21 protein-coding genes, 1 tRNA gene and 1 pseudogene are annotated in these 23199 nt (G+C 65.3%); 10 read left to right on the top strand and 13 right to left on the bottom strand.

What is annotated here, in order from left to right; all coding sequences use genetic code 11:
- Positions 1-24: 24 nt before the first annotated feature.
- Positions 25-471, bottom strand: coding sequence for a YccF domain-containing protein (locus CUTER_RS03275; RefSeq protein ID WP_047259222.1), 447 nt, complete (start codon positions 469-471; stop codon positions 25-27).
- 68 nt (positions 472-539) lie between these two features.
- Between CUTER_RS03275 and CUTER_RS03270 the strand changes: the two genes are divergently transcribed.
- Positions 540-1238, top strand: a complete 699-nt coding sequence (locus tag CUTER_RS03270; RefSeq protein WP_082121243.1) for a DedA family protein — start codon at positions 540-542, stop codon at positions 1236-1238.
- 30 nt (positions 1239-1268) lie between these two features.
- A complete protein-coding gene (locus CUTER_RS03265; protein WP_047259221.1) occupies positions 1269-1859 on the top strand; it encodes a cadmium resistance transporter in 591 nt (196 codons plus the stop codon).
- Positions 1860-1866: 7 nt separating this feature from the next.
- On the opposite strand, the gene CUTER_RS03260 is transcribed toward CUTER_RS03265, so the two are convergent.
- From CUTER_RS03260 to CUTER_RS03220, 9 genes and pseudogenes are all read right to left on the bottom strand, one after another.
- Positions 1867-2235 carry a DsrE family protein gene (locus CUTER_RS03260; protein ID WP_047259220.1) on the bottom strand — a complete coding sequence of 123 codons (369 nt, stop codon included), beginning with the start codon at positions 2233-2235 and terminating at the stop codon, positions 1867-1869.
- Positions 2236-2238: 3 nt separating this feature from the next.
- Positions 2239-2499, bottom strand: coding sequence for a sulfurtransferase TusA family protein (locus CUTER_RS03255; RefSeq protein WP_047259219.1), 261 nt, complete (start codon positions 2497-2499; stop codon positions 2239-2241).
- Positions 2500-2525: 26 nt separating this feature from the next.
- A pseudogene (locus CUTER_RS03250) lies at positions 2526-2792 on the bottom strand (substrate-binding domain-containing protein); the annotation flags it as partial.
- Positions 2793-2830: 38 nt separating this feature from the next.
- Positions 2831-3631, bottom strand: a complete 801-nt coding sequence (locus CUTER_RS03245) for a DNA-formamidopyrimidine glycosylase family protein (RefSeq protein ID WP_047259217.1) — start codon at positions 3629-3631, stop codon at positions 2831-2833.
- A gap of 15 nt (positions 3632-3646) precedes the next feature.
- A complete protein-coding gene (ptsP, locus tag CUTER_RS03240; protein ID WP_047259216.1) occupies positions 3647-5335 on the bottom strand; it encodes a phosphoenolpyruvate--protein phosphotransferase in 1689 nt (562 codons plus the stop codon).
- A gap of 9 nt (positions 5336-5344) precedes the next feature.
- Entirely contained in the window at positions 5345-6511 is a 1167-nt protein-coding gene (locus CUTER_RS03235) for an HPr family phosphocarrier protein (RefSeq protein WP_407919170.1), read from the bottom strand.
- A gap of 32 nt (positions 6512-6543) precedes the next feature.
- The gene (locus CUTER_RS03230) at positions 6544-8631 is read right to left on the bottom strand and encodes a glucose PTS transporter subunit IIA (RefSeq protein ID WP_047259215.1); all 2088 of its coding nucleotides are present in this window, start codon (positions 8629-8631) and stop codon (positions 6544-6546) included.
- 282 nt (positions 8632-8913) lie between these two features.
- Positions 8914-10092 (bottom strand): type II toxin-antitoxin system HipA family toxin, encoded by a 1179-nt coding sequence (locus tag CUTER_RS03225; protein WP_047259214.1) that lies wholly within the window; start codon positions 10090-10092, stop codon positions 8914-8916.
- Positions 10089-10328 carry a helix-turn-helix transcriptional regulator gene (locus CUTER_RS03220; RefSeq protein ID WP_082121242.1) on the bottom strand — a complete coding sequence of 80 codons (240 nt, stop codon included), beginning with the start codon at positions 10326-10328 and terminating at the stop codon, positions 10089-10091. The genes CUTER_RS03225 and CUTER_RS03220 overlap by 4 nt, the downstream gene beginning before the upstream one ends.
- A 246-nt stretch (positions 10329-10574) precedes the next feature.
- Between CUTER_RS03220 and CUTER_RS03215 the strand changes: the two genes are divergently transcribed.
- Positions 10575-11228 carry a LysE family translocator gene (locus CUTER_RS03215; RefSeq protein ID WP_047259213.1) on the top strand — a complete coding sequence of 218 codons (654 nt, stop codon included), beginning with the start codon at positions 10575-10577 and terminating at the stop codon, positions 11226-11228.
- Here the strand turns inward: CUTER_RS03215 and CUTER_RS03210 are convergent.
- Entirely contained in the window at positions 11225-16048 is a 4824-nt protein-coding gene (locus tag CUTER_RS03210) for an ATP-dependent helicase (RefSeq protein ID WP_047259212.1), read from the bottom strand. The genes CUTER_RS03215 and CUTER_RS03210 overlap by 4 nt on opposite strands.
- 37 nt (positions 16049-16085) lie before the next feature.
- On the opposite strand from CUTER_RS03210, the gene CUTER_RS03205 reads away from it, so the two are divergent.
- The 6 genes from CUTER_RS03205 (at position 16086) to CUTER_RS03180 (ending at position 19511) form a co-directional block, all read left to right on the top strand.
- Entirely contained in the window at positions 16086-16850 is a 765-nt protein-coding gene (locus CUTER_RS03205; RefSeq protein WP_047259211.1) for a 3'(2'),5'-bisphosphate nucleotidase CysQ, read from the top strand.
- A gap of 26 nt (positions 16851-16876) precedes the next feature.
- Positions 16877-17680 carry a thymidylate synthase gene (locus CUTER_RS03200; protein WP_047259210.1) on the top strand — a complete coding sequence of 268 codons (804 nt, stop codon included), beginning with the start codon at positions 16877-16879 and terminating at the stop codon, positions 17678-17680.
- Positions 17680-18198 carry a dihydrofolate reductase gene (locus CUTER_RS03195; RefSeq protein ID WP_047259209.1) on the top strand — a complete coding sequence of 173 codons (519 nt, stop codon included), beginning with the start codon at positions 17680-17682 and terminating at the stop codon, positions 18196-18198. The genes CUTER_RS03200 and CUTER_RS03195 overlap by 1 nt, the downstream gene beginning before the upstream one ends.
- On the top strand, positions 18195-18446 hold the full coding sequence (locus CUTER_RS03190; protein WP_047259208.1) for a mycoredoxin: 252 nt from the start codon (positions 18195-18197) through the stop codon (positions 18444-18446). The genes CUTER_RS03195 and CUTER_RS03190 overlap by 4 nt, the downstream gene beginning before the upstream one ends.
- Before the next feature lie 78 nt (positions 18447-18524).
- A tRNA-Arg gene (locus tag CUTER_RS03185) sits at positions 18525-18597 on the top strand.
- 638 nt (positions 18598-19235) lie between these two features.
- Positions 19236-19511 (top strand): hypothetical protein, encoded by a 276-nt coding sequence (locus CUTER_RS03180; protein ID WP_047259207.1) that lies wholly within the window; start codon positions 19236-19238, stop codon positions 19509-19511.
- A gap of 3 nt (positions 19512-19514) precedes the next feature.
- On the opposite strand, the gene CUTER_RS03175 is transcribed toward CUTER_RS03180, so the two are convergent.
- Positions 19515-20261 (bottom strand): SDR family NAD(P)-dependent oxidoreductase, encoded by a 747-nt coding sequence (locus CUTER_RS03175; protein WP_047259206.1) that lies wholly within the window; start codon positions 20259-20261, stop codon positions 19515-19517.
- Positions 20262-21524: 1263 nt separating this feature from the next.
- On the opposite strand from CUTER_RS03175, the gene CUTER_RS03170 reads away from it, so the two are divergent.
- Positions 21525-22304 (top strand): DUF1906 domain-containing protein, encoded by a 780-nt coding sequence (locus CUTER_RS03170; RefSeq protein WP_052844008.1) that lies wholly within the window; start codon positions 21525-21527, stop codon positions 22302-22304.
- Positions 22305-22310: 6 nt separating this feature from the next.
- Here the strand turns inward: CUTER_RS03170 and CUTER_RS03165 are convergent, their stop codons facing one another.
- On the bottom strand, positions 22311-23192 hold the full coding sequence (locus CUTER_RS03165; RefSeq protein WP_201775046.1) for a hypothetical protein: 882 nt from the start codon (positions 23190-23192) through the stop codon (positions 22311-22313).
- Between the last annotated feature and the right edge of the window lie 7 nt (positions 23193-23199).

The following is a 23199-nucleotide window of genomic DNA, read 5'->3' as shown; positions in this document are numbered from 1 at the left end:
CCCCGGTGTTACTAAGGCCTGTGCCTAGCGCCGGGGGCGCATTTCCTGCGGGAGCGCGTCGGGGTTGACCATGGGCCGCCACCCGTAGGGGATGGCGTCGCTGCTGACCACGCGACGGCCGAAGGGGAAGCACGTCACCGGAATCATCTTGATGTTCGCGATGGCCAGCGGGATGCCGATAATCGTCACGAACTGCACCGCGGCGGTGGACAGGTGCCCGATGACCAGCCACAGCCCGGCGACGATGAACCAGATGATGTTGCTCACCGTCGACAAGCTGCCGACGCCTTCCACGGGTTCGACGACGGTGCGCCCGAAGGGCCAGATGGCGTAACTGGCCATCCGGAAGCTGGCGACGCCAGCGGGGATGGTGACGATGAACACGCACGCGAGGATGCCGAAGAGAACGTAGCCGAGAGCGAGGAAGAACCCGCCGAAAATAAACCAAATGATGTTGAGTAGGAGGTTCATATCCCCTAAGGTAGTCGTTTGATCTTCTGGCGCACGTCGCCCCAACAACACAGGAAGGCACCTCGCTCGTGGAAGCAATCGTTGACAAGATCGTGCACCTCATGGAGGTGCTCGGCGCCCCCGGCGTGGGCATCGCCATCCTTTTGGAGAACCTTTTCCCGCCGATTCCCTCCGAGGTGGTCCTCCCGCTGGCCGGTTTCACGGTCTCCCAGGGCTCGCTCAGCTTCGTCGCCACCTTTATCTGGGCGACGATCGGCTCCGTCGTCGGTGCTCTCGCGCTGTACGGCGTCGGCGCGGCGGTAGGTGCCGAGCGGCTGCGCCGCATCGCGGACTGGATGTGGCTGGTGGAGCCGTCGGACGTGGATAAGGCCCTGCACTGGTTCGATAAGTACGGGCCCGCGTCGGTGTTCTTCGGCCGCTTCATCCCGGGCGTGCGTTCGCTCATCTCCATTCCGGCGGGCATTGACCGGATGCCGATCTGGAAGTTCTCGCTGTGGACCACGCTGGGTTCCGCCGGCTGGAACCTGCTGCTCATCGCCCTGGGCGTGTGGCTGGGCGAATCCTACACCCTGGTGGAGAAGTACGTCGGCGAGTACTCCAACGTCGTCTACGTCATCATTGCCCTTATCCTGGTGGCTGCTTTCGTCTGGCTGCTGCTGCGCGCCCGCCGACGTAAGGCGGCCACCGAGGACGCCAAGCGCAACGCCGACCGAGCCCGCGCACAGGCACGCCAGTCCGGCGGCCGCCACCACCGTGATCCCCACTAGGGTCCGGACGATGTTCCTGAGGCGGTCGCGCTGATGCTGGCAACTGTTGTGCAGGCCATCGGCCTGTTTGCCGTGACCAATATTGACGACATCGTCGTGTTGGCGTTGTTCTTCGCCCGCGGGGCGGGCCGTCCCGGCACGACGCGACGCATCGCCGTCGGCCAATACGTGGGCTTCGTCGCCATCCTTGCCGCGGCGCTGCTCGCCACCCTCGGTGCACACTGGGCCCTGCCCTCCTCCGCGATCCCCTATTTCGGCCTCATTCCCCTGGTGCTGGGGATCCGCGCGGCGTGGCAGGCGTGGCGTGGCGAGGACGACGACGAGCTCGGCGACGGCACGAAGGTCGCTCCCCTCGTCGTCGCGGCGGTGACCTTCGCCAATGGCGGCGACAACATCGGGGTGTACGTGCCGGTGTTTCTCAGCGTGGGTGCGCGCACCGTCGCGCTGTATTGCGTCACCTTCTTGCTCATGGTGGCGGTGTTAGTCGCGGCCGCGAAATTCGTGGCGACGCGGCCCGGGATCGACGAAGCACTCGAGAGGTGGGAGCGGGTCCTGTTCCCGCTCGTCCTCATCGTCCTCGGCTGCGCGATTCTCATCCACGGCGGAGCGTTCGGGCTCTAGCGTCGTTTTAGAAGCTGACGCACGGGGTGCCGTCGGCAAGGAACTCCACAAGCTTCACCCCGCCGACGATGGTGGCCTCCTCAATGAGGTCGTCCTGAGCGTAGCCGCGCTTGTCCGTGCACGTCTTGCACGCGTAGATGGTGCCGCCGGCCTCGACGAAGGAGGAGATGAGCTCGGTCATCGGCGCGAAGCCGGGCTCGTGGATGTCGTCGGCACCCCCGCGAACAACGAGGTTGACCGCATCGCAGGACAGAAACACCAATGTCTGCTGCTGGGACGCCGCTGCGGTGGCAGCGAGGTGGAATCCCATCGACGCCTTATCCGTATCGCTCGGTCCGTGGGTGATGCTGACGCAGAACTTGCCGGTTGCTGACATGGCTTAGTCCTTCTTCCTGATAACAAAAATGGGTGGATTCTCGTGGAGAAGCTCGTGACCGGTCAATCCGCACCAGGCCTCGATGTCCATGAACACCGCCTCGCTGGTGGCGCGGAAAAGCAAAGTTTGGCCGGGGAGCAATTCCGTGGCGAATAGACGATTAAGCCTCACGAGGAGCTGGGCGCAGCTCAGCCCGGAGGCGTCCCAATAACGGTCCGCATCGATACCACCAGACCAGGCGGGCTGCTGCTCGTGGGAGCTCATAGCCTCTCAGTGTAGGCGCGGGGAATCTACCGGGGTGGATGGTGGGGGGCGGCCAGCGACGCTCCCGGCCGCAGAGCCCCAGCGATGGTTTCGTGGGTGATGGGACGGCGTGGTTCTTCGAGGCGCTCCCCCATGACCTGCGCGGCTCGGGCCGCCACTTGGTCGATGGGTAGGCGCACCGTGGACAGCCCCACATGGTGCAGGTCCCAGAAAATGCCGTCGATGCCGGTCACAGAGACATCGTCGGGAATGCGAATGCCGGCGCGGTAGCACGCCTCCATGAATTGCAGCGCCCGGTAGTCGGTCGGGAACCGTTACCCTCCCCCGCGCGTTAGCGCTGGCAGACCGGGCACCACCAAATCACTCGTTCGAGGTCTTCCACCCCGCCGAGCATCCCCTTCTCGATCGGGGTCCGGCAGCGCCGGCACGGCTTGCGATTGCGGCCGAACACGTAGGACGTCTCCCCTGCGCGCTTGATCCCCGTCGTCACCCGCACCGGGGAGAGCCGGTTAGCCCAGATCAACCGCCGTGCCAATCGCAGGATGCCAGGCACATCCACCTCCCCGACGGCGGTGGTGGGGCGCACTCCGGCTAGGAAGCAGATCTCTGCGCGGTATTCATTGCCCAATCCAGCCACGTTGCCCTGATCCAGCAACGCCTGGCCGATGGTTCGACGCGGCCTGGCCTCGACTCTGCGCACGGCCTCGGCAAAGCCCTCGGATTCCCAATCGTCGGCGAGAATATCCGGCCCCAGGTCGGCGATGGCGCTGTGGTAGCCGTCGGCACCGAAGACACGCACGAAGCCCAGCGAGTACCCCACCACCTCGATCGGGCGAGGGTGGGGCGCGCCGGTGAGCTGAAGGACAACGCGTGCCGTGTGAGCGGGTTTGCGCCACCTATCCCCCACCAGATGCATCCCCCACGTGCCCTCCATTTTGAGGTGCGTGTGCAGGATCCGGTCGTCGAACTGCATGAACAGGTGCTTGCCGTAGGGCCACACCCGCTGGCAGGTCTTGCCGTCAAAGCGTTCCAGGGCGAAGCGGGGCACCCGAATGCTCGTGCCCACCACCTCCCGGCCGGTCATGAACTGCAACCGGCGGGAGAGCTGGTAGACGGAATCGCCCTCGGGCACGACGTCGCTCCCGGGCTACAGCGCCGCGACCAGTGCCGGGTCAGCCAGTGCTAGAACTGCCTCGCGGGCGCCGGCAGCGGTGTCAGCAGCAAGCGCTGCCTCGGCCATCGCCTGGCAGGCGGGCAGGTCGTGCAAGCTCAGCGCGGCCCGAACTGCCGGAAGCTTGCCAGCAGCCATGGACAGAGAGCTCACGCCCAGGCCGACTAGTACCAGGGCCAGCAACGGGTCACCGCCGGCCTCCCCGCACACGCCGATGGGGGCATCGGCGCTGCGCCCGCCGTCGCAGGTGGCCTTGATGAGTTCCAGCAGGGCCGGTTGCCATACGTCGAGCAGTACTGCCAGCTCGCCCTGCATCCGGTCGGCGGCCATGGTGTACTGCGAGAGATCATTCGTGCCAATGGAGGCGAAATCGACCTCGCGCAGCAAGTGCCGGGCTCGCACCGCAGCACCCGGAACCTCGATCATGACGCCCACGCACGGCAGGTTGCGGGAACGGACCTGCTCGGCGAAGGCGCGGGCCTCCTCCACGGTGGCGATCATCGGCGCCATGATCCGCAGGTCGGCGGCCCGGCCGGTGGCCTCGTAGGCGGCAGCCAGCGCGTCGAGTTGGGAGGCAAGCAGCTCCGGCTTCGAGGTCGTCAAGCGAATACCGCGGATGCCCAGAGCTGGGTTGTCCTCGTGCTCCTGCGTGGCGAACGCTAGTGGCTTGTCGGCCCCGGCGTCGAGGGTGCGCACGACGACGCGCTGCGAACCGAAGGCGGCGAGCACCCGGGTGTACACCTCGGTCTGCTCTGCCACCGTCGGTGCCGTGGCGCGGTTGAGGAACACGAATTCGGTGCGGAATAGTCCCGTGCCCTGCGCGTCGGTGGCCGCTGCCTGCTCAGCGTCGTCGGCATTGCCGATGTTGATGAGCAGCTTGATCGGGGTTCCGTCGGCGGTGGCGCCCGACCCCGACGCGCGAGCGACCAGCTCGTCGCGGCGGTGCTGCCGGCTGACGATCTCCTCGATATCGGCGTCGGTGGGGTTCGCGACGACGCGCCCGCTGCCGCCGTCGAGGGCGACCGGTGTACCGGTGGCCAATTCCAGAGCGCCATCAACCTTCACCACGGCAGGGATGCCGTACTGGGCAGCAAGAATGGCGGTGTGGCTAGTCACACCCCCGGCGGCGGTGATGATGCCGACGACGGTGGCGGGATTGAGCCCGGCGGTATCGGCCGGGGCCAGGTCGTGAGCGACCACGATCGCCGGTTCCGACAGCGCCGGCACCCCCGGCATGGGCAGTCCGCGAAGCTGGGCGATGGTGCGGTCCCGGATGTCGTACAGATCCGTGACCCGCTCCGCCATGTAGCCGCCAAGACTCGCCATGAGCGTGGCGTAACCCTCGGTGGCGTCGTGCACCGCAGCGGTCACTCCGGACCCGGCCTTGAGCTTCTTGAGCACGGCCTTGACCAGGCCCTTATCGGTGGCAAGCTGAGCCGTCGCCTCGAGAACCTTACGGCCGGTGTCGCTGGCGACGGCGGCTCGGGCTCGCAGGTCGTCCGCGACCGCGGCCATGGCCTGCCGGACACGCTCAATGTCGGCTGCCGGATCGACGCTGGCTGGTTCCTTCGCGTCGACACCCGGCGCCGGCTGCAGCACCACGACGGGGGCCACAGCCGCGCCTGCCGACACGCCGATGCCGGCGAGTTCTTTACGGGTGGTCATCGCGAACCGTTACTCCTGATCCAGGTCGCGCTCGAGCAGGGCGACGAGCTCGTCGAGCGCGCCGGCCGCCGCCTCGTCTTCGCAGGCGAGGGTGACCACGTCACCGTGGCCGGCGCCGAGGGTCATGACCTCCAGCACGGAGTCGGCGTCCACGGCCTCTTCGCCGTCGAGGGCGATGGTGATCTCGTAGCCGGTGTCTTCCACAGCCTGGACGAACAGCGCCGCGGGGCGGGCGTGCAGGCCCACGGAGGAACCGATGGTGGCGGTGCGGGTAATCATGGTGGTGTCCTTTCGACGGGTGGTGTGATGATGAGCCACGCACACGGCCTCAACCATGCGGCCGATGTGCAAAGCAAGGTAGGCGATTTCGTCACCACTAAGAGTAGCGCCCAGCCGCAACTCCAAAATAGTGGCCAACGTTTGAGCGGTATGGAACGCTTCGGGATGGGTCGCAGCAATCGCGTCGGCGATGACCGTGTGGTCGGCGTCGAGCTGCTCGCGCTGGCGAATGCGCACAAAGAGGTAGCGAAGGTGGGTGATGAAGCGGCCCACCGAAACGCTCGTCGTGTCCAGGGTGACGCCGTGGCTGGCCTCGACGGTGCTGATGAGCTGCTGGAGCACCCCAGTCATGGTGTAGGTGAAGGACAAATCCCCGGAGGCGAAGCCGGCGGTCACCAGGTGCAGCGTCAAGGCAATGGCCTCAGCCTCGGGCAGTGGCTGGCTACCACGGCTGACGAACGCGTCGTTGAGGTGCGCCAATAGCTGCACCGCGATGCGGTATTCGTCCGGGTAGAGAGTTGTGACCTCGGCGAGCAAGGGGTACTCGATGGCCAGCCCGCTGTGCAACCGTTGCACGGCGAAGTGAACGTGGTCCGCCAGCGCCATCATGGTGGTGGGGCTGGACAGGGTGGCCTCGTTGAGGCCAACCTCCATGCCGGCGGCGGTCAACAGCTCCAGGTACTCGAAGGGAAGACCGGCGATGAGAGCGCCGAGGTGGTCCGGGTCGCGCCCGTCGGTGGGCACGTAGGTCTGAGCGATCGACGCCCGGTCCACCGTGTCCCCCGGTCGGGTGTGAAACCCTAGGCCGCGGCCGGTGAGGATGACCTCACCATGAGCCGACTGTGCGAGGACAACGTTGTTGTTGAACACGCGCAGAACCTTCATATCCGCAGCCATGAGAGATGCCCTTTCTGTAAACAGTGACGGCGTCAGCGGTCAACGGTGATGACGAGGTCACCGACTTCAGCGTGGCCGGGGTGAGCCGTTACCTGTCCCAACGTCTTCGAGTTGGTCACCGTCATCATGGTGGTGGTGTCGAGCCCCTCGGCGGCGATGGCATCGAAGTCCACGACGGCGAGCACCTGCCCGGCCGCAACGCGATCCTTCTTGGCCACCAGCCTGTCGAATCCTCGACCCTGCAGATTCACGGTATCAATTCCGATGTGGATGAGGATCTCGATTCCGTCGTCAGTCTTGATGCCGAACGCGTGGCCGGACTCCGGCGCGGTGCGCACCACGCCGGCAACCGGCGAGACGACCTCGACCGTGCCGCCGGCGGGGGTGATGCCCACGCCCTTACCGAGGGTCTCGGCGGAGAATACCGCGTCGTTGACGTCAGCGACGGCGACGACCTCACCGGCGAGCGGCGCGGTGATCTCGACGACGTCGCGAGCGGCGCCGGCGTCCTCCTCGACGGCCTCCTCAGCAGCCTCCGTCGCAGTCGGCTCGACGGCGGGTACGGCCTCCGATTCCGCTTCGGCAACCGGCGTGACCGGGGCGACCGGGGTGACCGGGGCGACCGCAGCCTGGCCGCGTTCCTCGGCGGTGCGGTAGTCGGTGAGCACGATCGCGGCGCACGCCACCGCAAAGGCGGCGGTGTACGCGACGGCGTACACCCACATCGGATCCATGACGAACACGGACAGCACCGAGGAGAACACGAACGCGGACGTCGTCACGCCCTGGTACGGCAGGGAGAGAATGGCCATGATGAGACCACCGGCGAAGCAGCCACACAGCATCCGCGGGTAGATGCGCTTAAACCGCAGGTGGATGCCGTAGAGCGACGGCTCGGAGATACCACCCAGCAGGCCAGCGGCCAGAGCGCCCGACGCGGTCTGACGCATGACGGTGTCCCGCTCCCGCATCGAGATGATGAGCACGCCCGCGGTCGCACCGAAGCAGGCGGCGTTCCAGGCACCCATCGGGCCTTGGATGAAGTCATAACCCAGGGTCTGAATGTTCACGAGCATGAGGGCGTTGAGCGGCCAGTGCAGCCCCAGCGGCACGAGGAAGGGGTAAATCATGGGAATGATGAGGGCGAACACGAAGGGGGCGTGCTCGTTCATCCACGCCAGGCCGGTGCCGATGCCGGTGCCCAGCCACACACCCAGCGGACCGATGAGGAACGCGGTGAGCGGGATCATGATGACGATGGAGAAGAAGGGCACGAAGACCATCTGGAAGTTTGCGGGGAACACCTTCTTCAGCGCGTGGTAGACCAGCGCCAGCACCGCCGCCATCATGAGGGGCACGAAGACCTGGCCGGCGTAGTCGTTGAGCTGCATGGGAAGACCGAAGATGGTGGCCACACAGCTTTGGGTGCCCAGGGCCTCGTTAGTGGTGCACACCGTCGACGACGTCGCTTCGGTATCCGACAGGGAGATGAACTCCGGCGTCATGAGCGCACCCATGATCGCGGCGCCGACCCACGGGTCTACCTTGAGCGTCTTGGCGGCGTTGTACGCCACCATGATGGGCAGGAAGTAGAACACGCTGCGCCACATGGCGTCCACGAACACCCAGGTGGCGGTCTTGTCTGCGGGGTTGAAGCTGATGAGCCCCACCTTGGACAGCATGTCCACCACGGCGGTGAACGCGATGATGAGCGACGCACCCAGCAGCACGCCAAGCAGCGGCCGGAAGGAGTTCGACAGGTACTCGAAGAAGCTATCTACCCAGGCGGACTTGCCTCGCACGCCCTGGTTGCGGAGGGACTCCTTAAGCTCCTCGTCGCTCGGCGCGGCGGCTCGGTTGTGCCAGTCGGGCAGGTGCCGAATCTGGTTGTAGATGCTCTCCACTGCCCCGCCGACGACGATCTGGTAGCGGGAACCACCCTGCGGCAGGACGCCTAGTACCTCAGGCAGGGCGTCGATGGCCTGTTCGTTGACCTTGGACGCGTCGTTGAGCTCGACGCGCAGCCGCGTTGCGCAATGGGTCAGCGAGGCGACGTTGCCGGCGCCGCCTAGATTGTCCAGGATTTCCTGGGCGGTGGATGTCCTCGTGGTGGTGGCCACGGTTGCCCTCCTTGGATCATGCGAATTGTCCCGTGCGCGGTGATAACCAGCCCGGAAAAGACGAAAGACCCGGAGGGAATAACGGGTGCGCTACCACACCGCAGACTGGCTCCGCGGGTTGGGAATGCACCGTCATTCCTCCAGGTCTTGCCTTTGCAACGGGTGATACCGACAAAGTAACAATCCGGATACGAATTGGTGTTAACCAGCACTCTAACTGGCTAACCCACCAGCCCCTAGCAGGCCACCCGTTCGGGGCTAGAGACGCAGCGATTGCCGTCACTAAGCCGAGGTTGTGAACAGGCGCCGCCGGCGCGCCAGCACCCGGCGAACATCCCGGCTGCGCCGGGCGTCGAAGCGGCCGGAGTCGAGGATGATCTCGGCCGCATCCTCCGTAACGGTGAGGGCTCGCGCGATAATGCGCTCACCGACAGCTCGCGGCAGCCCTATATCGTCAGTGAAGGCAAGGAATTTCTTCGCGCTGATGTTGTCTTTGGCGCCCTGGACCGGAAGCGCAAGAGTTGAGTCCCCATAGACGAGAGTTGAGGGAATATCGTAGACCGGCGCAACATCATAGCCCGCGCCAGTATCTATGACCGAGATATTTTTCGCATGCATATCACCATTTCCGGTAAGCCAGGCGAGAGCCACCATGAGAGCTATCGTGCGCTTCGCCCTCGTCGGCGACACCACCACCGCACACACCGCCTTGACAATCTCTTCCATCGTGGTCGAGTACTTCTGACCCGGGTGCAGATTGAGCAGCTGAGCAGCATCTTCCACCGGGTATCGGTGAGATCCAGCCCGGTCGAAACGGGTGACCAGCAGGCCGGATCTGCCAAATTTGTCATGAATGACTTCGACCTCTGCGAGCCGTAGCCAGGCAGAGGGCAGGCGCCGCGCGATCTCATAACACGCTGCTTCATTTTCGACCAGAAATGGATATTCCGGCGGAGAGACCTTGAGAATGAAGCTCTGCGACACGCCGCCGACGGGCACGGCGATCGTACGTGCCGACGCTTTGTCCTGAGCACCGGCCAAAGCGGCGGGATCGTTGACCCCGGCTGCGGTGAGAACAGTGGTGAAATCCAGGTCCGCCGTCATGTCAATCTGTGCCACTGATGGATCGGGAGTGCGTCCGGCAGGAACAACTGACACATTTCCCACAGTGTTAGAACCTACCGCCAGCAGGAGGGCGAGTTCGTCATCCAGCGAGGCCTTCGCGGCACGCTTCAAGGTGGATAGCCGGCGCCCTTCCGGCAGAAGATTGGCAAAAAACGCGGGAAGCGCCCCGCCGGCGGTCAACACAGGCTCCGCACTCAGAGGAAGAGTGGAGGCAACAACAGGCCCATTGTTTTCCAATGCGTGGGAGGTGTAGGCAAACTGCGTGATGCCGCCTTCCAGCGCAGTAAGCGTGGCAGCCAGCACATCGCCGACGTAGACATCCGCCACCACGGTCACCGGGCCCCCATGCGCAGGGAGTTACTGAAGTTCGCGTTGTGGATCTCACAGGTGAGATCGAAGCCCAACACGCCGAGAACGGCAATGGTCTTATCCAGCCTTACCGTCGGCTTACCGGTCTCCAATTCGCGGATAAAGCGCTCCGAAACTTCGGACAGCTCCGCCACGTCAAGCTGTGTCATTCCCTGCTTGATGCGCTGGCTACGAACAAACTCGCCTACCTCGTGTGCTTCCACCGCCTGAGGACCTCCTTCCACGAACCGGCACGATCGTGCCGATATCGGCTATAGTAGGCCCGCCGCGCACGCAAGCGCTACCAAACCGGCACGATCGTGCCGAATTCCAAGATCTGGCCCGAGCCAGTATCAAACCAGAGGCATAACCGGCACGATCGTGCCGGTTACTCGCCTGACGATTGAGGGCAAGGCGCCGTCGCCTCCGGCGAAGCCGTACCGCTGCACCCGCTGATACGCTATCCGCTCATGGACGCGTCCTCTTACCTCACCTTGCTCGGCGTATGGGTGGCGGCAATCGCCTCCCCCGGCCCCGACGTGGTGCAGGTGCTCCGCACCTCCCTTAAATCGCAGCGCGCCGGAGTAGCCTGCGCCGCCGGCATCATGACCGGCAACGCCGGCTGGGCACTGCTGTCCCTGCTGGGCGTCGGAGCCATACTGACCGCCTCACCGGGATGGTTCGGTGCGCTGCAAATCGCCGGCGGGGCCTATATCGCATACCTGGGCTTCTCCTCCTTGCGCTCCGGAGTGAGGAACGTGCGCTCTCCCTCCTCCCAGCAGGGACTGCCCGAGGAAACAGCGCCCCCGCGCAACCTGAGCCTCGCCCAGGGGTACCGGGCCGGGGTGAGCACGAACCTGGCTAACCCGAAGGCGGTGTTGTTCTTCACCGCGGTGTTCTCCCAGTTTGTTCAACCCGGGCTCGGCGCCTGGTGGATCGGGGTCATCTTCGGCACCGTTCTCGTCGTCGGATTGGCCTGGTTCTGCTCCATTGCGCTTGCCATTGGCCGCATCGCACCGGTGATGCACCGCTATGCCGGGCACATCGACCTCGCCACGGGCGTCGTATTCGCCGCCCTCGGCGCGTGGATGATCGTCCACGGCGTGACCACGGCCGTCGGCTAGTCGTCGAAGTTCAAGCTCTCCATTGCTTCCGTGACGCTGCGGCCGCGCCGCGGTCCACGCGGGGCCGCCGCGCGCCCACCGATGCGGATGCCCCGAGGGCTCAGGCTCGCGCCCGCCGCCCGCAGATCCGCCACCGCCGGGGACTCCAACGCCGGGACCGCGTCGATCTTCTCCACGGTGACCGGTTTCATCAGTCCCCGGCCCACGACGTCTTCGACGGCGCCCACCACGCGCTCCCATAGGCGGGCGGCGCTCTCCCCCACCTCGGGCAGGGAATCAAAGAAGGTGGTCACCGTGCGTCCACCGCGGGTGATGTGGGCGATAAGCAGCCCGTCGACGAGCACCACCAGTGCCCCCGCCGCCCGGGAAACCCGAGCCGAACCGCCGGTCTCCGGCCACGGCAAGGCGGCACCGTAAGGGTTGGCAGGGTCGGCGGCCGCAAGGACCACCAGGTCTGGGTCGCGGGTCCCGGACGGCCAGCCCGTGACGTCGCCGCTATCAGCCACGGCGCGCATCCGGTCGATGATGGCCGGCGTGGAGAATTGCGCGGCGCCAAGTTGCTCGACCACATAGCCGCGCATGGCCTTGCCCGACTCCTCGAATCCGCTAAGGACCTTGTAGGCCAAAGCGAACCCACCGAGGACATTCTCGGCCACGATGGATCCCCGGGTGACCACACCGTAGCGTTCCAGCCAGATCTCGCCGCGGGTCAAGGACCTCGTCGTGGCGTCCGTGCTGGCCCGCGGGACCAGCGACCATCGGCCCACCATATCCGGTGGGGTCTGCGGGCGATTCATCCCGGCGCGCCCCATGCGTAACCGGGAGCGGGCAGGCCGTCGACGCGAACGGTGGGCGCTACCCGACGCCGCCCGGCCCGATCCACCCGCCAGGCGAGCGCGGATGGGCGCGAAGCCGTCAGGGGCGATGATGCCGGCGTCGACGAGCCCCCACATCGCCTCACGGAGTTCGTCCGGGGTCGCCGGGGCGAAAGCAGCAATGTCGTCGCGCAGCTCGCCGAAGAGGAACCCGCCGCCGCGGCCGAGCACCTCGACGATAGCTAGCTGCACTGCGCTGAGGGTGGGTTCTTCGGGCCCGCCGAGCACGTCGTCGAGGAGCTCAGGGGCGTAATCGGCGGGCAGAAGCATGATCCAAGGGTCGCTGGCCCCGGCCTTGCCGGCACCGACGACGAGAATCTCGCCGGAGGAAGTGAGCTCGTCGAGGTGCAGCGGGGAATAGTCCCCCACCCGTTGCGGAAGCACCAGCGTCTCCCAGGCGCTGGCGGGCAGACGCACTCCGGCGAGCTGTTCGAGGACGCTGAACACCCCGTCGGCGCCGCGCAGGTGGGGGCGCTCGCCGACGGGCGCAACCTGCTGCCAGTCGGGGAGAAAGCGCCCGAATGTGGATTGTGACACCGGTTTGGTGGCGGCCCGCGCCGCGGCCAGCGAGCGCGACCGGATGACTGTGAGCACCTCAGCGGCGATGTATTCGGCGTCGTCGACGCCCTGCCGGTAGCGCCCCTCGACGATCTTCCCGGCGCGTGCCAGCTGGGTCAGGGCGCTGTGCGCGGTGCCGGCGCCGAGGCCGAACGCGTCGGCGAGATCTCTCAGCACGAACGGTCCGCGGGTGCGCGCCCACCGGGTGATGAGTTGTTCGAGGGCGTCGACGATGGTGGCTTGCTGTGCCGGGATGCCGGGGGGCACGGGGACACCGAGGCCATCGCGGAGCAGGGCGGCGTCGAGGGACTGAGCGAGGTGCTCGCGACCGGCGATGCGCACTCTCATGACGCGATCACCGAGGTGCTGTTCGACGACGCTGACCGCCCGCTCCCCCAGCGCTGCGAGACCATCGGCGCAGTGATGAGGCAGCCGTTCGACGTCGATGGGTCCGATGATGCGCAGCGCGTCGGCCACCTCCTCCGGGGTGCGGACACGGGCCACCCAGTTGAGCCGATCATGCGTTTCGGCGATGACCTCCGCGTCGAGCAGGTCGCGTAGCTCGACGGTGCCCAGCAGTTTGGCCAACAGCGCCGGATCCAGCGCGAGGGCGGCGGCGCGTTTTTCCGCCAGCGGGGTGTCGCCTTCATACATGAACGCGCCGGTGTAATTGAACAGCAGCGACGACGCGAAGGGCGACGGTTGCTCGGTGGTGACCTCAGCGATGCGCACCCGTCGATGCTGGAGGTGGTCCATGACTTCGCGAAGAGCGGGGAGGTCGTACACGTCGCGCAAGCACTCGCGCACGGTCTCCAAAATGATGGGGAAGGACGGGTACTTGCGGGCGACGTCGAGGAGCTGCTCAGCCCGCTGCCGCTGCTGCCACAGCGGGGCGCGCTTACCGGGGTTGCGCCGCGGTAGGAGCAGAGCGCGGGCGGCACATTCCCGGAAGCGGGAGGCGAACAGGGCAGAGCCGCCTACCTGCTCGGTCACGATGTCCTCGATGTCATCGGGGTCGAAGACGAAGAGGTCCCCGCCGGGTTCGGCGTCGGCGTCCGGCAGGCGCAAGACGATGCCGTCGTCGCCGGCTACCGCCTGCGCGTCCATTCCGGTGCGGGCGGCGACGGTGGCCCCCACCGCCAGCGCCCACGCGGCGTTGACCCCCTTGCCAAAAGGGGTGTGCAGCACGACGCGCCAATCCCCTAGCTCGTCGCGGAAGCGCTCAAGGACCAGCGTCGTTTCGTCCGGGACGACGCCGGTGGCCTCGGCTTGTTCCACGAGAAACGTCGCGAGGTTGCCGCGGGCGTACTCATCCAGGTCGGGAGTGAGCTCGGCGAGCGCCGCGTCGTCGTGGGCCACGGAGTGGGCCTCACGGCGGAAGGCGCCCAGCGCTCGGCCCAGTTCGTAAGGCCGGCCTAGGGAGTCGCCGGACCAGAAGGGCAATCGCCCGGTGTGCCCCGGAGCTGGGGTGACGAGCACCTGGTCGCGGGTGATGTCCTCGATGCGCCAACTCGACGCCCCGAGGGTGAACACGTCGCCGACCCGGGATTCGTAGACCATTTCCTCGTCAAGCTCGCCGACGCGCCGCGGACCTCGCCCAGAGTCGTCAGAGCTGGCGAGAAACACGCCGAACATGCCGCGATCCGGGATGGTGCCGGCATTGGTGACGGCCACGCGCTGTGCTCCGGGGCGAGCAGACAAGGTATTGCTCGCCCGGTCGTAGATGACGCGGGGTTTGAGCTCGGCGAAGTCGGTCGAGGGATACACACCGCTGACCAGGTCGAGGACGGCGTCGAACACGTCGCGGGCGAGGTCTTTGTAGGGCCACGCTCGGCGGACGGTGGCGAACCACTCGTCGACGTCGAGGTCCTCCACTGCCACCGCTGCGACAGTGTGCTGAACGAGCACGTCAAGCGGATTGGCGGGGACCTTTAACTCCTCGATCTCTCCGGAACGCATCCGGGTGACCGTCACTGCCGATTGCACCAGGTCACTGCGGTGCTTGGGGTAGAACACCCCGCGGGAGATGGCGCCGACGGCGTGCCCGGCGCGGCCAACTCGCTGCAGCCCGGAGGCCACCGACGGCGGAGATTCCACCTGGATGACCGCGTCGATGGCGCCCATGTCAATGCCCAACTCCAGCGACGACGTGGACACCACGGCCCGCAGTGCGCCCTCTTTGAGCATGGTCTCCGTGGCGGCGCGTTCATCTTTGCTCACGGAGCCGTGGTGGGCGCGGGCGAGCACGGGAGGGGCGGTGCCGGCGACGTCGGTGGACTTCATCAGCTGTGCGGGGTCGCGGCGCAGCTGTGGTGACAGCGATTCGGGATCGTGCTCCAGCGCCCACAATTCGTTGAGCCGACTCGTGAGCCGTTCGGCGGTTCGCCGGGAGTTGACGAAGACTAGGCTCGCCCGGTTGCGTTGAATCTCCTCGTAGAGCTGGCGCTCGATGAACGGCCAAATGGATTTCTGCTGTGGCAGGGCGGACTCGGCACCACCCGGGCCCAGGTCGACGGGGTGGGCGTCGTCGCCGCTGAGGCCCAGTGGATCGTCGACGATGGCGTCGCCGATGGTAGAGGCGTCCTCCGGAGTGGGCAGGTCCGCCATGTCCGCCACCGGAACGCGGACGCTGAGCTCCCACTGCTTCGCCGCCGCGGGGGCGATGATCTCCACCGGCCGGTCCCCGCCCAGGAAGTTCGCCACCGTGCTCAGCGGCCGCACCGTTGCCGACAGGCCAATGCGCTGGAATCCCCCGTTGGGTTGGGTGAGCCGGTGCAGCCGTTCGAGGCTCAACGCGAGGTGCGCACCCCGCTTTGTGCCGGCCAGGGCATGGATTTCGTCGATGATGACGGTGTCCACCGTCGCCAGGATCGACGCCGCCTTGGAGGTGAGCATGAGGTAGGCGGATTCCGGCGTGGTGATGAGAATATCCGGCGGGCGCCGCACCTGCCGGGAACGCTCCGCCGAGGAGGTGTCTCCGGAACGCACCCCGACGGTGATGTCCGGGACCGCTACCCCCAAGCGCTCGGCGGTGCGGGTGATGCCGGTCAGCGGGGCCCGAAGGTTGCGTTCCACGTCCACGCCCAGGGCTTTAAGCGGGGAAATGTAGAGCACCCGCACTCCCCTTGACTGCTCGCTGTCCGGCGGCGTGCCGCCTGTCACCGGTAGGGGCAGTGGTTGCTGCCCAGCGCGTTCCACAAGGCTGTTGAGCGACCACAAAAACGCCGCCAGTGTCTTACCGGAGCCGGTCGGGGCGACGACTAAGGCGTGGTCTCCGGCGGAGATGGCGCGCCAGGCCTGTTGCTGCACGTCCGTGGGGGCGGCGAAGACATCCCGGAACCACGTTCGTACCTGTGGCTTAAATCGGTCCAAGATGTCTGTTGTCATACGGCTCAACTCTACTGGGAGCGCTAGACTACAACCTATGAGCGCTACCTATTCCGACTCCCGTCTGACCGACCTGATTGCGCAGGGCACCGGCGAAATTCTCAAGGGTGTCCGCGGCGTGGGCTTGCTCCGCGGGCGTGACCTCGGAGAAGCCGGCGACGACCTGGCCCAGAACTGGATTGCCCGCGTCCTCGCCCAGCACCGCCCGGAGGACGGTTTTCTCTCCGAGGAAGCCGCGGACAACCTGGAGCGGCTGAACAAAGAACGCGTGTGGATCGTCGATCCGCTCGACGGCACCAAGGAATTCGCCACCGGCCGGCAGGACTGGGCCGTCCACATCGCCCTCGTCGAAAACGGTGTCCCCACCCACGCCGCCGTCGGCCTGCCGGACCTGGGCGTGGTGTTCTCCTCCTCGGAGGCCAAGCACGTTGAGGGGCCCTTCTCCCGCAAGATCGTCGTCTCCCGCAACCGCCCGCCGAAGGTGGCCCACTTCATCGGCGAGAAGCTGGGCTTTGAGATCGAGGGCGCCGGGTCCGCCGGCGCGAAGGCCATGCACGTCCTGCTCGGCGACCATGATGCCTACGTGCACGCCGGCGGCCAGTACGAATGGGACCAGGCCGCGCCAGTCGGCGTCGCCCTCGCCTCTGGGCTGCATGCCTCCCGCCTCAACGGCGAACCGCTGCACTACAACAACGAGGACACCTACATCCCGGACCTGCTCATCTGCCGGCCGGAGTTGGCCGACGAGATCCTCGGTTACGCCGCGGAATACCTCGACGAGCACGGTTCCTTTTTGGGCTAGGCGCCCGCGCGCTAGAGTGTGCGGGCATGACCCCCATCGCCACTCCCTACGAGGACCTGCTCCGCGACATTCTGGCCACCGGACGCCCCAAGGGTGACCGCACGGGCACCGGCACCATCAGCGTGTTCGGCCGCCAGTTGCGCTACGACCTGTCTGCGTCTTTTCCCCTGTTGACCACGAAGAAGGTCTATTTCCACGGAGTGATCGGGGAACTGTTGTGGTTCCTGCGCGGTGAGTCCAACGTGCGCTGGTTGCAGGACAACAACATCCGTATTTGGAACGAATGGGCCGACGCCGACGGCGAACTAGGCCCCGTCTACGGAGTGCAGTGGCGAAGCTGGCCCACCCCTAACGGCGCACACATCGACCAGATCTCCGCGGCGCTGGACACGCTGCGCGCCAACCCGGATTCGCGGCGCAACGTTGTCTCCGCGTGGAATGTCTCCGAGCTCGACAAGATGGCGCTGTTGCCCTGCCACCTGCTCTTTCAGCTGTACGTGGTGGATGGACGGCTGAGTATGCAGGTCTACCAGCGCTCCGCGGACATGTTCCTCGGCGTGCCGTTTAACATCGCCTCGTACGCGCTGCTCACTCACATGTTTGCCCAGCAAGCGAGCCTTGAGGTGGGCGAACTCATCTGGACCGGCGGGGACTGCCACATCTACAACGACCACATCGAGCAGGTGCGTGAGCAGCTCTCCCGCGAACCTCGCCCTTACCCGCAGCTCCAGCTGACCAAGGCGGCCAGCCTCTTTGATTACACCTTCGACGACGTCAACGTCCTCGGCTACGACCCCCACCCAACCATCACCGCGAAAGTGTCGGTGTAATGCGTGCAATCTGGGCACAATCGACGGACGGGGTCATCGGCGATGGGCACTCCATGCCCTGGCACATTCCGGCTGATCTCGCTCACTTCAAGCAGGTAACGCTGGGTGCTCCGGTGGCCATGGGGCGAGCCACGTGGGAGTCCATCCCGCCCCGCTTCCGCCCGCTTCCGGGCAGAGAGAACATCGTGTTATCCTCCCGCGCGTCCGGCGCCTGGTCCAACGGTGCCACGGTGATGGCGGGGCTCGGTGACGTGCCGGCCGACGCTTGGGTCATCGGCGGCGGTCAGGTCTACGAGGCGGTCGCGGACCGGCTCGACGTCGTCGAGCTCACCCTCGTCGACGCCGAGCTGTCCGGGCTGCTGCCCACCCCCGTCTACGCCCCTGCGTTACCCTCGGGCATGGCCGTGACCGCCGACTCCGGGTGGCTGGCCGACGACACCGCCCGACTCACCGTCGGCGAGCACCGCACGCCCGTGCGTTATCGTTTTCTTCGATACGAAAGGACACCCTCACGATGAGCCACGTCACCATTTACGCCACTGACTGGTGCCCCTACTGCAAGAACCTGCGCAAGCGCCTGGACCGCACCGAGCACGCCTACGACGTCATCGACGTTGAGCAGGACGCCGACGCCGCCGCCTGGGTGGAATCCGTCAACGGCGGCAACCGGGTGGTGCCGACGGTGAAGTACTCCGACGGAACCTACGCCACCAACCCGGAAGCCTCTGCGGTGCGTCGCAAGATCGCTGAGCTTGAGGAAGCCTGATCCCCGCATGGTGTTCCCGCAGGCGCCCCGCGGGTTTTCGGCAGCGTGCGGACCGGCTGCTATGCTTGGTTCGTCCTCGCCTCAGTAGCTCAGGGGATAGAGCACCGCTCTCCTAAAGCGGGTGTCGCCAGTTCGATTCTGGCCTGGGGCACGATGTGATCCGTCGGGGCATAGTTGAAGCTATGGGCCCGATGTGGTGAAAAGGCCGGATTCCCTCGAAGGAGATCCGGCCTTCTTCGTCTTTGGGGAACGTTTCTGGCCGGGTACTTCGATTACTGATTCAGAAGAAAGCCCACCACGGGTATCACAGGCTCGTATTCGTAACAGCCCGGCCGCATCGAGGTTGAAGGCCAGACCCAGCACAGAACTAGAGCCACGTCAAGAGATTTCGACACTTTTGAGCCTAAAGGTTCAATTTCTCGCTCCGGGCGTGACTTAGCTTGCTACCTTCCCTAGCCTGGGGTTAACGACAATCGCCCCTCACTTCTGGAAGCACCACTCAATGCGTTTGAATCCCTCGAGAGCACATCTAGCGACTGCTCTCGCTCTCACGATCATTCTACCTGCATCTATGCTCACTCCTGCATCAGCCCACGTCTCCCATGCCTACTCAACCAACACATGACTGGCTCAGCAAAAGTCCGATGACGAGCGCACGAGCGAGCATGCTAGGCTGCACCGGCGCGATTACCAGTATGCTCGCCGGTAATGTCATCGCCGCCGCAAAACTCCTCAAGATCAAGGAAAAGTGCTTCACATAACTGAAGAAGCCGAATCAAGGAGCACATAATGAACCGAAAAATCATCGAAGCGATCGCAGTCATCGTGCTGCTGGTCGGTGGAGTTACCCTCGTCGTCAATGGCCACATGTGGTGGGCTGCACTGGCCTTCGTCGCAGCAGCCGGGCTCGGCCTGAGCGCCATTCCGAGCACACTGCCGCTCAAAAAGGGGGAGGAAATCTCCACGCGCCCAGACCCGCAGGAGGTGCGCCAGTACCGCTTGGACAACCCGGGCACCTCGCTGAGCGAGGCCTACGTAGCCGTGGCGGATGTTAAGAAGTCCTAGCCCCTAGCTCATCGTCCACCCGCCGTCGACCGGCAGGACGTGGCCGGTGATGTAGCTGGAGAAGTCCGAGGCGAGGAACAGCGCCGCGTGGGCCACGTCCTTGGGCTCGCCGAGCCGGCCTTCCGGGATCGGGGCGAGGAAGGCTTCCTTGATGGTGGGATCTTCCAGCAGTTTCTCGGTCATGCCGGTCACTCCCGTGCCCGGGGCGATGGCATTAACACGCACGCCGTCGCGGGCGTAATCGACGGCTGCCCCGCGGGTGAGGGAAATGACACCGCCCTTGGTGGCGGCGTAGCCGATGGCGCCAGGGAATCCGATGATGCCGCCAGCGGAGGCGGTGGAGATGATCGTTCCCTTCGTTTCCTTAAGGTGCGGCATGGCGTACTTCATGCCGAGGAACACGGCGGTGAGGTTGACGGCGACGGACTTCTCCCAGCCGGCCAGGTCGGTCTCTTCCACGGTGCCGGGGACGTAGACGCCGGCGTTATTGAAGAGGATGTCGAGGTGACCGTAGGTGTCCACCGCCGATGCAACAAAGGCCTGGACGTCCTTTTCATCGGCCACGTTGGCGGCCACGGAAATGGCCTCGCCGCCAGCCTCGGTGATTTTCGCGGCGACGGCCTCGGCGGCGGCAGCATTGATGTCTACGACGACGACCTTCGCTCCGCGCTCGGCGAAGAGCTCAGCGGTAGCGGCGCCAAACCCGGATCCGGCGCCGGTGATGATGGCGACCTTGTTGTCAAGCCTCATGGTGACCTCTTTTCTCATTGTTCGTGGGCTTGTACCGTACCCCAGCCTAGGCCAACAGGGCAGGTTTCTTCAGCCAGGTTGGAAGCTTCCCTAATTCCAGAAGCTAAGGGGGGTGTGAATGAGACGACGGGTCTCTTCATCGGAATCGCCTCCCACAGCATCGATGGCGCCCCATAAAATTCGCCTCAAGCTCTCTGACGAATCAACCGACATCAGACACCACCCCTTATAAGGGGTAAACTTAAGTGAGTTTTCCCTACAGTGACGCAGAGCCCCGGGAGGTTACCTCGAACAAAGCCTAGGGGATTGGAAAAATTCTTGCCGTATGACCTACGTTAGGACATGCATCATGAACACGGCACCGAGGCGCACCCTACTGAGAATCTCCGTAACGAATTCTCCATTTGCGTCCTCAATTGGTCTCGCACAGGCGGACCCCACAACCGGAGACCAAGCCAGTGGCATATTTGATTGTTGGAGCTTGCACAGGTTCGTGTGCCGCCCTCGGGGCTGGCGGCATGGGCGCAGACTCGACCTGTTTCCATCTTTAGCGATGCCTTATGAAGCAGCACGGAAGAAATAAAGCCCTATCCATCTTCCGGGTTTCCGTCCTGGCAGCGTTTCTCTTGATTTCCTTCGCGTTCGCCATGAATGGATCTTTGCCCGGACTTATCACCTCGGTCATCTTTGGGGTTCTTTTGGGATTCTTTCTTGGCAGTGACCGTCATCTGCTCCGATAGGTGCGCCATGAAGCGCCGTTGACCGTTTCCACCCCGCTCTTTAACTGCAATGGGGGTCGACGGTCCTGCGGCCGGGCGCATCGTTTCAGTCCACGGTAACCGCAGAGGCACGTAGAGCTGCCAGCTCGAAAGGCGGTTCCAGGGGCCGATGGAAGCCATCCCTCGAGTTCGGGACGACGCCCTGCGTGGTGACCCTCGCGGTGTTCATTCCGTGTTTGTGACGGAAGATCTTTCCCACCACATTTAGGGATGGGAAGCAGAGTTCGAGGGCTAGGAGCGGGTCTACGCGCTGGCGCCGCAACGAACGGGTGGCGATTTCTGTCGGCGGTTCCCACCCGCTTGCGTGCGCGCGCTCCGATGGAGCACACAATTGCGGCTAGACACCGTCCCCACGGCCTCTAACGCTAAGAGCTCCTGGAGCCTGAACGCGCGGCGTGCCTACCCTTTGCCCGCCCAAGATCTGCGACTAGAGTGACGGTTGTTAATCAATGTGACTGAAGTTCTAGCGCTAAGGAGTCCCACAGTGGCTGCGTCCCCCTCATCGACCCTGTCGCGGCGCAAGGTATTACGCACCGCCGCAACCTCCGCCGGTGCGCTAGCTGCCGTCGGCGTCGTGCTCCCCCGCACCGCCACCGCACAACAGGCAGCGCAGCAATCCACCGCTGCCACCCCAACAGTGCTCGGAAAGCTCATCGACTACGCCGCCGGCGTTCCCCGGGCGTCGGTGGTCAAAGCGGCCGGGTACGACGGCGCCATCCGCTACATCTCTCACCGTCGCCCCGGTGAGGAAGGCTGGATGCTCGGCAAGCCGTTGACCATCAAGGAAACGAAAGACTTCGCCCTCCATGGCCTGTCCATCGCTTCCGTCTACCAGTTCGGCCGTGCGGAGAGTGCGGACTGGCGACGCGGCGCGGCCGGCGTCGTCGTCCATGCCCCGCAGGCTATGGAGTTTCACCGTTTAGCCGGCGGCCCTACCGGCAAGCCGCTGTATATCGCCATCGATGACAACCCGTCGAAGGCGCAGTATGAGTCCCTCATACGCCCCTACCTCGCCGCCTTCGAGGCGACCCTGAAGAATAACGGCTATCGCCTCGGCGTCTACGCCAATTACCCCACCATTGACTGGCTCGTCGGCGACGGTATCGGCGAGTACTTCTGGCAGCACAACTGGGGCTCCGGGGGAAAGATCCACCCCCGGGCGAATCTGCACCAGGTGAAAATCAACGCCACCGACGTGGACAATGTCCGGGTGGACATCAACCACATCTATACCCAGGATTGGGGGCAGTGGCAGCCGGCCTAATACGACCTACCGGGGCTTAAGAGCCGTGCTGGTGGCGCGCTCTTTCGCAGCCGCCTTTGAGGAGGTCTCGGCCGCCGCTTCCGCCTCGGTGGCCAGCTCCCCCAGCTGCGCCTCGGCGTAGTTGGTGAGGTCATCGGGGCTGCCCGCGATCATCGCGGCGGCTACCCACCCCTCACCAAAGCTCACCGAGGAATGGAACGTGTGATCGTCCGACCATCCCCACTTCGTGCCCAGTTCCCCGTCGAGGGCGATGGTGCCGTAATCCTGCGGGTAACCATCCGCACCGCGGTCCTTCGACAGGGCCATGGCGGCCAGGATCGGGTGCATGGGTGACTGGGTGGCCAACGCTGCGATGAAGTGGACGACGTCGTAGGTGGACGTCGTCGACGAGCCCCACTTCTCCGCCCCACGGGTGGCGTGGAGCTGGTATTTCTTGGCTGTCTCGTCGATGGACTCCGGGTAGGTGCGGTACAACTGCTGCGCGGTCGCGTCGGAGGAATCCGTGAGCATGGCGATTGCCTGGATCTTCTCTTCCGTCGTGCCGTGGTTGAGCACGTATTCCGCGATGTAGAGCTTCGCCAGGCTCAGCGCGGGGCGGGCCAGCCGCTCTGAGGCGGATCCGACGTGCATGCCGTCGGACAGCCGCAGGAAACTTGCCTGGTGGCTGCCGTACACCGGCTGGTAGTCCACATCGGTGGGGGCGGGTACGACGATGCCTGTGCCCTCGCGGGCTGGTTCGGCGGTGGGCGTGGCCTCAGCAGTGGTGCTGGTGCTCGTGGTGCTGGTGTCCACGGCGCGAACCAGCGGTACGGTGCTCACCGCTAGGGCAGCGATGACACCGGCGGACACTAGGCGGCTAGCCGGCCGGGAGGGAAACTCTAGAAACACAAGTTGG

This window comes from Corynebacterium uterequi (assembly GCF_001021065.1).
Classification (GTDB): domain Bacteria; phylum Actinomycetota; class Actinomycetes; order Mycobacteriales; family Mycobacteriaceae; genus Corynebacterium; species Corynebacterium uterequi.
This window is presented reverse-complemented; position numbering and strand designations above follow the sequence as displayed.